Raw genomic sequence first — 11,491 nt, 5'->3', positions numbered from 1 at the left:
CATTCGCAGGGACGATCATATTTTAAGGGTAGGATTTATTCAACCTTGCAGGGAACTTTCCCGTTAATTCTTAATTCATTGAGAATATCTAAGAACAATTTTAAGATAATAAGGAAATTCATTTAATTATTTAAATGCTAATTTAAGCAGACAATGGTGATATTTAATTAAATTAAGAAGGAATTAATTTAAGCGCGGTGTATTAACATATTAACCAAAATAAAATGACAACCGGAAAACAGACGATACGCGCGTTATGTCTCCGCATGGGCCGCCGCCCACGCTTGCCAGTGGCGGCAGGCAAGCGGGTCGAGGGCAGCCAGTGCCGCCGCCGTTTCCTGCCGGCAGCGCAGCAGCAGGGCTTTACGCCCCGGCAGGGCGAAGTGCGCACAGAGTGAAGCCACTGCCTGCCCCTGTTGCAGGTGCGCCCGGAGCACCGGCAACGGCAAGGCCGGAAGCAGCAACAGGCGTTGCAGCGCGCCCAGGCTCGCCTCCAGCGGACGATGGGCAAAGGCGAAACCGGCCAGCTCGCGCCAGTCCTCCTCATCAAGCGCCTGAGGGGTGCTGTTTTCCTGCGGCAACGGCAGCGCCACCCGTGCCGCCAGCCAGGGCCAGTCCCGGCTCAGGCGTTGTGCGGCCTGCCGGGCCAGGGCCTCACCGGCGGGGGAAACCGGTAAGAGCGCCATCGCGGCATAGCAGCCGCTGCTGGCTTCACGCTGGCTGCCGATGCGCGCCAGGCAGAAACCACACTGCTGCCAGAACGCCCACAACGGTTCGGTAAAGCCAAAACTCACCGAGAGGAAATCTATACCGTCGGCGCGCGCACGGGCGAGCGCCTCCTCTACCAATCGGCGGCCCAGCCCCTGCCGGCGCTGGCCGGGCGTGACGGCGATGCGGCTGATACGGCGGGAATGCAGCACCGGTGCCTGCCACTGACCGCCGTGGGCGGCCAGCGATTGCGCAATCAGGCTTCCGCGCGGGCGGCGGCGACCGGCCCACACCTCATGCGCCAGCGCCTCGCTCAGCCCGCCCTCCTCCACCAGCCAGAGTGCACCATACACCTGCTGTTGGTCGCGGTCGCAGGCGGCCAGCATCTGCTGGCCCGGTGCATCCAGCAGGCGGCGTAAATCCAGCGGCGAGGTACGGTAGTGGGCGGCGCTGAGCAGCCCGTAAAAGGCGGCCAACAGCGCGGGCTGGCCGGTCCACGCCGTCTGCGGCAGCGTGGTCAGGCGGTAGTGTGCCGCGGGCGCAGTGGCCGGAAGCGGAGAGTCGGACATCAACAAAGCCTCCTCCAGCAACGCTTCGAGCGGATCATGCTCTGCCCAGCGCACCGGCTGGGTAAGCCGCAGATCGTGCCAGCCCGGCAGATCGGCACAGAACTTCAGCAAAAAGCCGCGCCCGGTGCCTTCATAGCCCTGGACGGTGGTGGTCAGCAACACACGCGGGAAAAAGTGAATGAGCTGATGCAGCAGCGGTGCCGGGATGGCCGCCGCCTCATCTATCAGTAACCAGCCGTCCTGCGCCGGGGGCCGGTTCCGGCAGGCGGCCAGCAGCGCATCAGGGGCCATAAACGGCAGCGGGTCACCCGCCCACCGGCTCAGGGTCTCTGCCGCGTCACGGCTCGGTGCCGTCAGCAGGCAGCGGCCGGGCAGCGAGGCGGCCAGCATCCCGGCCAGCGCCGATTTGCCGCGCCCGCGGGTGGCGGTCACGACCCAGATGCCGCGATCGGCCTGTTGCAGTTGGGCCAGCAGCAGCCGCTGCCCGGCGGTCGGCTGACCGTCCGGTGGCTGCCAGGCCGGGCGCGTGGCCCAGCCGGGGAGAGTAAATGGGTGATGCTGCCGCCAGATCAACGTCTCGGCATCATTTTCCAGCAGGCCGCAAAGGCGGGTGACAAAATGGGGGGTGGCGATCGGCTGCGGCTGCTCGCTCCAGCGCAGGCTGTCGCTGTCCGGCTGGTGCGGCCAGCGATCCCACGGCGGCACCAGCAACAGCAGCCAGCTGCCGGCGGCCAGGCAGCCTGCCAGCGCGGCCAGCGCCTCCGCATCCAGCCCCTGGGTGGCGTCAAACACCGCATGTTGCCGCTCGCTGCCGAGCAGCGTTCTGGCGCGTGCCGGGGGCACCGCCTGCGGCCGCGCCGGGTCGGGCGACATCCACAGCACATCCTCACCCAGCGCAGCGGCAATCGCGTCAGCCTGCGACAGGCACCAGCCGCGTTCGCCGCTCAACACCAGCAGGCGGCGGATGCCGGCCTGCTGCATGTTGCGCTGCGCGCTGAGGATCGCTGTAATCATTCCCTGCCTGCCGTTGTAAATTATCGGGCGGCAAAGGTATCACACTCTTTGTAGTTCCCGCTGTCAAAACCGCGTTTGAACCAGCTATAGCGCTGCTCTGAGGTGCCGTGGGTGAAGCTGTCCGGCACGACCCGGCCCTGGCTCTGCTGTTGCAGGCGGTCATCGCCAATCGCCTGGGCAGCATTCAGCGCTTCTTGCAGGTCGCCTGGCTCCAGCACCTGCTGCTCCTGCATCACATGGCCCCAGACCCCGGCGAAGCAGTCTGCCTGCAACTCCAGTTTTACCGAGAGGCGGTTCACTTCCGTCTGGGACGCGCCCTGCTGCATCTCCCGCACCTTACGCTCAATGCCCAGCAGGTTCTGCACATGGTGGCCGACTTCGTGCGCCACCACATAGCCCTGGGCGAAATCGCCGTCGGCCCCGAGTTTGTCTTTCAGCTCCTGATAAAAGGAGAGATCCACATACACGGTGCTGTCTGCCGGGCAGTAGAACGGCCCCATCACTGACTGGCCGGTGCCGCACCCGGTACGGGTCGCGCCGCGGTACATCACCAGTTTCGGCTCGCGGTACTGCTTGCCCTCCTGCTGGAACAGGGTCTTCCAGGTATCTTCGGTAGAGGCGAGGATCACCGAGGTGAATTTCGCCAGCTCATCATCCCGCGGGCTGACCTGCTGCGTCTGGGTGACCGGCTGGCCGCCGCCCCCGCCGAGCAACGGCGTGAGGTCGATGCCGTAGTAACCGGCGACCAGCACCACCACCACGATGATGATGCCGCCCTTGCCGCCCATCGGCACCCGGAAGCCGCCCCCGCCGCCTGAACCGGCGCTGCGGCGATCTTCCACATTGTTACTTTCCCGTCTCCCTTGCCAACGCATAACCCTGCTCCCCGGGGTAGTGATACCCATTCTTGTTAATGATGATGTGACTGCTCTGTCAGTGATGACAGAGATAATTACGTTTCAGCTTAGCGTAAATTACGCCGGGTTGACGCCCGCAGACCCGGCGCTCCGCCGCAGAATGCACACGGGCGGCCGATGTGGCCGCCCGTGAGGAAAACAGGAACAGGGGTAATCGATTGCGCGATCAGTCCAGCTGAACGCCGATACGCTTCGCGACATCCTCATAAGCTTCAATCACGCCGCCCAGGCTCTGGCGGAAGCGGTCTTTGTCCATCTTGTTGAGGGTTGCTTTGTCCCACAGGCGGCTGCCGTCCGGGGAGAACTCATCGCCCAGCACCACTTCGCCGTTGAACAGGCCGAATTCCAGTTTAAAGTCCACCAGGATCAGCCCGGCATCATCAAACAGCTTGCTCAGCACCTCGTTGACCTGGTAGCTCAGCGCCTTCATGCGCGCCAGGTTCTCTTCATTCACCCAGCCGAAGGTTTTGCAGTAGGATTCGTTGACCATCGGGTCATGCATGGCGTCATTTTTCAGGAAGAGATCGAACAGCGGCGGGTTCAGCTCCAGCCCCTCTTCAATGCCGAGACGTTTCACCAGAGAACCGGCCGCGCGGTTACGGATCACGCACTCGACCGGCACCATCTCCAGCTTCTTCACCAGCACTTCATTGTCAGAGAGCAGGCGCTCCATCTGGGTCGGGATACCCGCCTCTTCCAGCCTGGTCATGATGAAGTGGTTGAACTTGTTGTTTACCATGCCTTTGCGGTCAAACTGCTCAATGCGTTCGCCATCGAGCGCTGATGTATCGTTACGGAATTCCAGCACCAGCAGATCCGGGTTTTCGGTGGTGTAGACGGTTTTCGCCTTTCCGCGATACAGCTCAGCTAACTTTTGCATCTTAACTTACTCCAGTGATATGACTCGTCGGGATAGAGGGTAACGTTTGCGTCGCGGTTGCGGCAACAAAAATCTGTACCGGTCGCCCTGCCGTACTGCCAATAAAAAAGGGGCCGAAGCCCCTCAAGATCAGTTTGCCGGTACCTTGTCGAAGGCGGCCTGGAACACCGCCACCAGCGCATCGTTTTCCGACTGCGTCAGCGGGTGCCCTTTCGAATCGATGAACTGCAGGCTGCTGCGGTTGTCGAGATCGCCAACCTGCAATTTATAGTCGCCGTTTTTCACGTTTTCCGGCGCTTTCACACCCAGCGCATCCCAGTCGCTGTCGCTCAGGGATTTATAGGTCACGGAGAGCGTGCCCTGCGGGCGGCTGCTGTCGGTCACGGTCATGCCGACGCGTTCCAGCGTTTTCGGCAGGCGGTTCCACACCTGGGTGTAAGGCGCACGCACCACCAGCACCGGCAGGCCGGTATCATCGCTGCCGCTGGTGACGTTAAAGCTGCTGGTGTCACGCCCGGCGCGGCTGTTTTCCAGGTCGGAGGAGATCTTGTCGAGACCGGCCACCAGGCTGTTCAGCATCTGGCCGTTGTAGCGCTGAATGTCAGACGGCGACGTCACCGCTTTACCCTGCTGCTGCAAGGCCAGGGTTTTCACGCTCAGGCCGAGCTGGTAATCCTTGGGTGCCACAGAGATCTGGTAACGGCCTTCGTACTGGAAGTCCTCATCCGCACGGTTCCACTTCACCCAGTCGGTGCTCAGCGTCTGGCCGGCATCATTGCGGGTGGCGATGGTGTAGCCGTTCTGCTCTGCCACTTTCACCACATTGGCCCACAGGTCGCGGTTTTGCGGGCTGTTTTCCAGCAGAATCATGACGCTGTCACCCGTGATCTGCGAGCGGGAACCGCTCAGCAGCGGCAGCGGCTGAACCGGCGGGCGGATGTCGAGCTGTTTACCCACGCCGCCCTTGAGCGTCACGGCCGGCACATCGTAGGTGCTGTCCTGCAACGGCAGAATCATCCCGGCGGGCGCTTTCAGTTCTTTCAGCGCGGCCGCATCAAGATAGGCCTCGTCGCCGCTTACCTGGCGCTTATAACGCTGATCGCTGGAACAGGCCGCGAGCAGCAGAACGAGGGACACCCCCGCAACTTTCGCTACACGCGACTTATGCAATGAATAAACCATTAAATCTCCCTAAGAGTTACAGCAAACCGGCATGTTTCAATGCCTGCTCCACCACCGGGCGGGCCGCATCAGACAACGGCGTCATTGGCAGACGCAGTGTGTCGGTTGCCATCAATCCCAATGCCTTGCAGGCCCATTTCACCGGAATTGGGTTCGCTTCTACAAATAAATCCTGATGCAACGGCATCAGGCGCTGGTTCAGGCGACGGGCCTCAGCAAAGTTGCCCTGCTGAGCCAGTGCGCAGAGTTGCGCCATCTCCCGGGCCGCCACGTTGGCCGTCACCGAAATCACGCCCTTGCCGCCCAGTTGCATAAAGTCCAGTCCGCTGGCGTCATCGCCGCTCAGCAGGGTGAACGCCTCATCATCAACCAGCACTTGGATCTGGCTGACACGGTTTAAGTTCCCGGTGGCCTCTTTAATTGCCACAATATTGTCAATTTTTGCCAGGCGCGCCACGGTTACCGGCAGCAGGTCACAACCGGTACGGGAGGGCACGTTGTACAGAATCTGCGGCAGCGCGGTGCTTTCCGCGATCGCTTTGAAGTGCTGGTAGAGCCCTTCCTGGGTAGGACGGTTGTAATACGGGGTCACGGTCAGGCAGCCGACCACACCGCTCTTTTCAAGGCGTTGCGTCAGTGAGATGGCTTCGGCGGTGGCATTGGCTCCGGTGCCGGCAATCACCGGGATGCGGCCGTCGGCCAGCTCCACGGTTTGCATCACCACGTCACCGTGTTCGTCGTGGCTCAGGGTGGTCGATTCGCCGGTCGTCCCGACGGAGACAATCGCCGAGGTTCCGCTGGCGACATGATAATCAATCAGTTTTTTCAGGCTCGCGCGATCGACAGCACCTTTGTCGTCCATCGGCGTAACCAGTGCAACAATACTTCCGGTAAACATTAGCCATCCCCTCCACAAACTGGTGACTCATGGTACGTTTGACCCTTCATTAAAAGCAAGCAAACAACCTGGTTACAAGCGCTTGGCAGGCGGTTTTTTTTATGTTTACCATGGGAACCCCATGGAGCATGACAGGAAGAGCAATTTTGCCGCAGTCACAACAACACTATCTGGTCATCACCGCGCTGGGCGCCGACCGCCCCGGCATTGTGAACACCATTACCCGTCACGTCAGCAGCTGCGGCTGCAACATTGAAGACAGCCGTCTTGCCATGCTCGGTGAGGAGTTCACCTTTATCATGCTGCTTTCCGGGAGCTGGAATGCCATCGCCCTGATTGAATCGACCCTGCCGCTGAAGGGGGCCGAACTGGAGCTGCTGATTGTGATGAAGCGCACGCACTCCCACGGGCGGCCGCCGATGCCGGTCACGGTCTGGGTCAAGGTGGAGGTGAAGGATTCACCGCATATTATTGAACGCTTTACCGATCTTTTCGACTCGCATCAGATGAACATTGCTGAACTGGCCTCCAAAACGCAGCCCGCGACCGGAGATAACCCGCCCCAGCTGTCGATCCAGATCACCGCGCACAGCCCTGCCGACACCGACGCATCCATTATTGAACCGGCCTTTTACCGGCTATGTACAGAATTGAATGCACAAGGCACTATTAGCGTGGTGAACTATCCACAGCATGATGAGAAAGATGGAGAGTAGTGATGAGCCCACTGAAAGCCGGTGATACAGCGCCGCAATTTAGTCTGCCCGATCAGGACGGCGAATTGGTCAATCTGGCCGACTTCCAGGGACAGCGCGTCCTGGTCTATTTCTACCCGAAAGCCATGACGCCCGGCTGCACCGTGCAGGCCTGCGGCCTGCGTGACAACATGGACGACCTGAAAAAAGCGGGGGTCGAGGTGTTGGGGGTCAGCACCGACAAACCGGAGAAACTCTCCCGGTTTGCGGAAAAAGAGTTGCTGAACTTCACCCTGCTTTCCGATGAGGACCACCAGGTAGCGCAGCAGTTCGGCGTCTGGGGTGAGAAATCCTTTATGGGGAAAACCTATGACGGCATCCACCGCATCAGCTTCCTGATCGGCCGTGACGGCAAGGTCGAGAAGGTGTTTGATGAGTTCAAAACCAGTAACCACCACGACATCGTGATGGATTACCTGAAGTCCTGCGCGTAACCCCGCGCCCCCGTATTGGTTGATAAAAAAGCGCGTCCGGCGCTTTTTTTATGCCTGCTGCTCCGGGTCATCGTACAGGGTGTCCGGCCAGGCGTGCACCACCGCCTTGACCAGCGTCGCCAGCGGGATGGCGAAAAAGATGCCCCAGAAGCCCCACAGGCCGCCGAAAATAATCACCGACAGGATGATCACCAGCGGGTGCAGGTTCACCGCCTCTGAGAAGAGGATCGGCACCAGCAGGTTGCCGTCCAGCCCCTGCACCACCAGATAGGCGGCGATCAGCGTCCAGAAATCGGCCCCCAGCCCCCACTGGAACAGCGCAATCACCACCACCGGGATGGTGGCGATCACCGCGCCGATGTAAGGGATCAGCACCGAGAACCCCACCAGCACCGCCAGCAGCAGCGAGTACTGCAAATCCATCATAAAGAAGACGATATAGGTGGCGATGCCCACCACCACCATCTCCAGCACCTTGCCGCGGATGTAGTTGGTGATCTGCTGGTTCATCTCCACCCACACCTGCCCGGCCAGCCCGCGGTTACGCGGCAGCACCCGCCGCACCGCGTTCAGCATCTGCTCTTTGTCCTTAAGCAGGAAAAATACCATCAGCGGCACCAGCACCAGGTAGATAGAGAGCGTGAGCAGCCCCACCAGCGAGGCGAGGGAGAATTTCACCACCGACCCGCCCACCAGCGTCAGGCGGGCGCGCATATCCTCGGCCATCATGTCGATGATGCCCGCGTCCACCAGCGCCGGGTAGCGTTTCGGCAGGTTTTGCGCATAGAGGTAGAAGTGGTTGAGCATCGCCGGCAGGTCAGTGGCCAGGTTGACCCCCTGCTGCCAGGTGGCCGGGGCGACAACAAACAGCGCCAGCATCACCACACCGGCAAACAGCGTCAGCACGATGCTGGCCGCCCAGGTGCGCGAACAGCCCAGCCGCTGGAGCCGCGCCGTGGGCCACTCCAGCAGGTAGGCGAGCACGATCGCCACCAGCAGCGGGGCCAGGATGCCGTGGAAAAAATAGAGGATACAGAAACCGGCCAGCAGGATAACCAGCAGCGCAATGGCCTCAGGGTCGGAGAACCGGCGGCGGTACCACTGCAATAACAACTCAAGCATTCAATACTCCAGAAGCCGGAGACCGCGGCAGACAAGGCGCTGCCCCACGTTCCGGCATATATCCCCGCGCAAATGTTCCATTGCACCAAGGGGATGGCTAAGATAAGAAAACGAAACGCGCGCAGGAACCCGCCGCGCCGCAGGGAGTCTACGCAACCGGGGGAGCGCCGGAAAGCCATACCCGCCTTTTTTACCGGACAAGCCGGCACGCGCCGCGCCGCCGGGCAGACAGGGCACCGGCGGCACAGCCTGCCCGGCCCCCCGCCCGCTTACCGTCAGGACTTTTACCAAGGGATCGCGCATCATGGCCTTATCATTCAGAAAACCGTTGGTTGCCGCGCTGATTGGCGCGCTGTCGCTCTCCGCCCTCCCCCCGGCCCTGGCCGCTGCGCCGCTGATGGCGGCAGACGCCACCCCGCTGGTGGATCAGTTACCGGACATCGGCACCACGGCGGGCGGCACCCTCAGCATCAACCAGGAGTTGCAGATGGGGGATTTCTATGTCCGCCAGCTGCGCGGCAGCGCGCCGTTAATTAACGACCCGCTGCTGGTTCAGTATATCAACCAGCTCGGAAACCGGCTGGTCTCCCACGCCTATTCCGTGCGGACGCCGTTCCATTTCTTCCTGGTCAACAATGACGAGATCAACGCCTTCGCCTTCTTTGGCGGCAATGTGGTACTGCACTCGGCGCTGTTCCGCTACACCGACAATGAAAGCCAGCTCGCCTCGGTGCTGGCGCACGAAATCTCCCACGTCACCCAGCGTCATCTGGCGCGCGCGATGGAAGACCAGCAACGCAGCGCCCCGCTGACCTGGGTTGGCGCGCTCGGCTCGATCCTGCTGGCGATGGCCAGCCCGCAGGCCGGGATGGCCGCGCTGACCGGCACGCTGGCCGGGGCGCAGCAGGGCATGATCAGCTTCACCCAGGCGAATGAGCAGGAGGCGGACCGCATCGGCATCCAGGTGCTGCAACGCGCGGGCTTTGACCCGGAAGCGATGCCGACCTTCCTGCAGAAGCTGGCGGACCAGTCGCGTTCCTCCTCCAGGCCGCCGGAGATGCTGCTCACCCACCCGCTGCCGGACAGCCGCCTCTCAGACACCCGCAACCGCGCCAACCAGATGGCGCACGTGGTGGCGCACTCCTCGCTGGACTTTATGCTCGCCAAAGTGCGGGTGCTGGGGATGTACGGCAGTGAGGAGGGCCGCCTGACCGAGGATGTCCTGCAACCGCTGGAACAGGGCAACGTGCGCGAGCAGACCGCCGCGCGCTATGGCCGGGCGATCCTGTTCTATCAGGCGAAAAAATATGGTGACGCGGCGGGGGTGCTGGCACCGCTGCTGGCGAAAGACCCGGCGAACGTCTGGTACCTCGACCTGCTGACCGACATTGACCTCGGCCGCGGGCAGGCGCCGCAGGCGATCGCCCGGCTGGAGAAGGCCAGTGCCGCGCGCGGCAACCCGGTCTTGCAGCTCAACCTGGCGAACGCCTATGCCGAGGGCGGCCGCCCGGCCGACGCCATCCGCATTCTTAATCGCTATACTTACGCTAACCCGGACGATCCGAACGGCTGGGACCTGCTGGCACAGGCGTCAGCGGCGAACAATCAGCGGGCGCAGGAGCTGTCGGCCAGGGCGGAAAGCCTGGCGCTGGTCGGCAGGCTCGATCAGGCGATTGAGGTGCTGAGCAACGCCAGCGCGCAAGCGAAACTCGGCAGCCTGGACCAGGCGCGCTATGACGCACGCATTGACCAGTTCCGCCAGATGCAGAAGCGCTTCCGCCAGTACCAGCGCAGCTGACCTTACGGCGACGCCCGTCGCCGGTTCATGCATTGACTTTAAGGAAGCACATAATGGAAACCGTGTCGATTTACCACAACCCGCGTTGCAGCAAAAGCCGTGAAACGCTGGCGCTGCTGGAAGAGAAAGGCGTAGAGCCGGAAGTGATTCTCTACCTGGAGACCCCGCCCTCGTTCAGCACCCTGCAAAGGCTGGTGCACCAGCTGGGGCTGGCCTCTGCCCGTGACATGATGCGCCGCAACGAGGAGATCTACAGCGAGCTGAAGCTGGATGATGCCGGGCTGAGTGAGGATGAGCTGATTCAGGCGATGGCGGATCACCCGCGGCTGATTGAGCGCCCGATTGTGGTGGCCAACGGCAAAGCGCGCATCGGGCGGCCGCCGGAGCAGGTGCTGGAGATCCTGTAGGCGGCGCTACAGGCTGAGGATCTCTTTCACGAACGGGATCGTGAGTTTGCGTTGCGCCGTAATCGAGGCGCGGTCGAGCTGGTCCAGCGTCATAAACAGCGTGCGCATCTCGCGATCCAGCCGTTTCAGCAGGAAGCGGCCCACATCTTCCGGCAGTTCAAAGCCGCGTAATTTGGCGCGCATTTGCAGCGCCTGCAGCTTCTCCTCATCCGACAGCGGCAGCAGCTTGTAGATCTGCCCCCAGTCCAGCCGTGAGGCGAGATCGGGCAGTTGCAGGTTAAGCTGGCGCGGCGGGCGGTCACCGCTGATAAACAGCCGCGTACGGCCGGTTTCCAGAATGCGGTTATAGAGGTTGAAGATCGCCATCTCCCACGCCTCATCCCCGGCGATGCACTCGATATTGTCGATGCAGACCAGCGCCAGCTGCTCCATGCCGTCCAGCACGTCCGGCACAAAATAGGCGCGCTTATCCAGCGGGACGTAGCCCACGGCTTCGCCTTTCTGGGAGAGTTCGGCACAGGCGGCATGCAGCAGGTGGCTGCGCCCCCCGCCGACGCGGGACCAGAAATAGATGTATGTCCCGTGTTCCTGATGCAGTGCGGTATGAATGGCAGCGAGCAGGGAGGGATTTTCCCCCGGGTAGAAACTGGCGAACGTTTCATCATCCGGAAGATAGAGTGGCAGTGAAAGCTGCGCCGGCGTGTTCAGAAGCACCTCAACCAAAACTGGCAGTAAAACCCGCGGAGTCTACCACAGAAACGGCCGCCAGGAGAACCGGCGGCCGCACGATGATCGATCCCAGCGGGC

General features: G+C 61.8%; 11 protein-coding genes. 4 read left to right on the top strand and 7 right to left on the bottom strand.

Annotated features, from left to right (window positions below; all coding sequences use genetic code 11):
* Positions 1 to 254: 254 nt before the first annotated feature.
* The 5 genes from CYR32_RS17665 to dapA all read right to left on the bottom strand — a co-directional run bounded on the left by CYR32_RS17665 (position 255) and on the right by dapA (position 6,168).
* Positions 255 to 2,291 (bottom strand): tRNA(Met) cytidine acetyltransferase TmcA, encoded by a 2,037-nt coding sequence (locus tag CYR32_RS17665; protein ID WP_241523858.1) that lies wholly within the window; start codon positions 2,289 to 2,291, stop codon positions 255 to 257.
* A gap of 20 nt (positions 2,292 to 2,311) precedes the next feature.
* The gene (gene ypfJ / locus CYR32_RS17660; protein ID WP_101826471.1) at positions 2,312 to 3,166 is read right to left on the bottom strand and encodes a KPN_02809 family neutral zinc metallopeptidase; all 855 of its coding nucleotides are present in this window, start codon (positions 3,164 to 3,166) and stop codon (positions 2,312 to 2,314) included.
* Positions 3,167 to 3,374: 208 nt separating this feature from the next.
* The gene (gene purC / locus CYR32_RS17655) at positions 3,375 to 4,088 is read right to left on the bottom strand and encodes a phosphoribosylaminoimidazolesuccinocarboxamide synthase (RefSeq protein ID WP_101826470.1); all 714 of its coding nucleotides are present in this window, start codon (positions 4,086 to 4,088) and stop codon (positions 3,375 to 3,377) included.
* A 129-nt stretch (positions 4,089 to 4,217) separates the two neighbouring features.
* On the bottom strand, positions 4,218 to 5,270 hold the full coding sequence (gene bamC, locus CYR32_RS17650) for an outer membrane protein assembly factor BamC (RefSeq protein WP_101826469.1): 1,053 nt from the start codon (positions 5,268 to 5,270) through the stop codon (positions 4,218 to 4,220).
* Positions 5,271 to 5,286: 16 nt separating this feature from the next.
* Complete coding sequence (dapA, locus tag CYR32_RS17645) at positions 5,287 to 6,168, bottom strand: 4-hydroxy-tetrahydrodipicolinate synthase (protein ID WP_101826468.1); 882 nt, start codon at positions 6,166 to 6,168, stop codon at positions 5,287 to 5,289.
* A gap of 146 nt (positions 6,169 to 6,314) precedes the next feature.
* On the opposite strand from dapA, the gene CYR32_RS17640 reads away from it, so the two are divergent.
* A complete protein-coding gene (locus CYR32_RS17640) occupies positions 6,315 to 6,884 on the top strand; it encodes a glycine cleavage system transcriptional repressor (protein WP_101826467.1) in 570 nt (189 codons plus the stop codon).
* Between the two features lie 2 nt (positions 6,885 to 6,886).
* Positions 6,887 to 7,357: a thioredoxin-dependent thiol peroxidase gene (gene bcp / locus CYR32_RS17635; RefSeq protein WP_101826466.1), complete on the top strand. Its 471-nt coding sequence runs from the start codon at positions 6,887 to 6,889 to the stop codon at positions 7,355 to 7,357.
* Positions 7,358 to 7,405: 48 nt separating this feature from the next.
* Here the strand turns inward: bcp and CYR32_RS17630 are convergent, their stop codons facing one another.
* The gene (locus CYR32_RS17630) at positions 7,406 to 8,479 is read right to left on the bottom strand and encodes an AI-2E family transporter (protein WP_101826465.1); all 1,074 of its coding nucleotides are present in this window, start codon (positions 8,477 to 8,479) and stop codon (positions 7,406 to 7,408) included.
* Positions 8,480 to 8,783: 304 nt separating this feature from the next.
* Here CYR32_RS17630 and bepA point away from each other — a divergent pair, with 304 nt between their 5' ends.
* The gene (gene bepA / locus CYR32_RS17625) at positions 8,784 to 10,277 is read left to right on the top strand and encodes a beta-barrel assembly-enhancing protease (protein ID WP_101826464.1); all 1,494 of its coding nucleotides are present in this window, start codon (positions 8,784 to 8,786) and stop codon (positions 10,275 to 10,277) included.
* Between the two features lie 50 nt (positions 10,278 to 10,327).
* The gene (gene arsC, locus CYR32_RS17620) at positions 10,328 to 10,684 is read left to right on the top strand and encodes an arsenate reductase (glutaredoxin) (protein ID WP_175578831.1); all 357 of its coding nucleotides are present in this window, start codon (positions 10,328 to 10,330) and stop codon (positions 10,682 to 10,684) included.
* A gap of 6 nt (positions 10,685 to 10,690) precedes the next feature.
* Here arsC and hda read toward each other — a convergent pair whose 3' ends face one another.
* A complete protein-coding gene (hda, locus tag CYR32_RS17615) occupies positions 10,691 to 11,398 on the bottom strand; it encodes a DnaA inactivator Hda (protein ID WP_101826486.1) in 708 nt (235 codons plus the stop codon).
* Positions 11,399 to 11,491 lie beyond the last annotated feature (93 nt).

This window comes from Chimaeribacter coloradensis (genome assembly GCF_002858715.1).
Classification (GTDB): Bacteria; Pseudomonadota; Gammaproteobacteria; order Enterobacterales; family Enterobacteriaceae; genus Chimaeribacter; species Chimaeribacter coloradensis.
The sequence above is the reverse complement of the archived record's forward strand: the minus strand, read 5'-3'. Positions and strand labels throughout refer to the sequence as shown.

Bases quoted from the DNA above. Each gene is read 5' to 3' on its own strand.
- ypfJ (WP_101826471.1), bottom strand. From the start codon at position 3,166: ATGCGTTGGCAAGGGAGACGGGAAAGTAACAATGTGGAAGATCGCCGC.
- bcp (WP_101826466.1), top strand. From the start codon at position 6,887: ATGAGCCCACTGAAAGCCGGTGATACAGCGCCGCAATTTAGTCTGCCC.
- CYR32_RS17630 (WP_101826465.1), bottom strand. From the start codon at position 8,479: ATGCTTGAGTTGTTATTGCAGTGGTACCGCCGCCGGTTCTCCGACCCT.
- CYR32_RS17665 (WP_241523858.1), bottom strand. From the start codon at position 2,291: ATGATTACAGCGATCCTCAGCGCGCAGCGCAACATGCAGCAGGCCGGC.
- purC (WP_101826470.1), bottom strand. From the start codon at position 4,088: ATGCAAAAGTTAGCTGAGCTGTATCGCGGAAAGGCGAAAACCGTCTAC.
- dapA (WP_101826468.1), bottom strand. From the start codon at position 6,168: ATGTTTACCGGAAGTATTGTTGCACTGGTTACGCCGATGGACGACAAA.
- bamC (WP_101826469.1), bottom strand. From the start codon at position 5,270: ATGGTTTATTCATTGCATAAGTCGCGTGTAGCGAAAGTTGCGGGGGTG.
- bepA (WP_101826464.1), top strand. From the start codon at position 8,784: ATGGCCTTATCATTCAGAAAACCGTTGGTTGCCGCGCTGATTGGCGCG.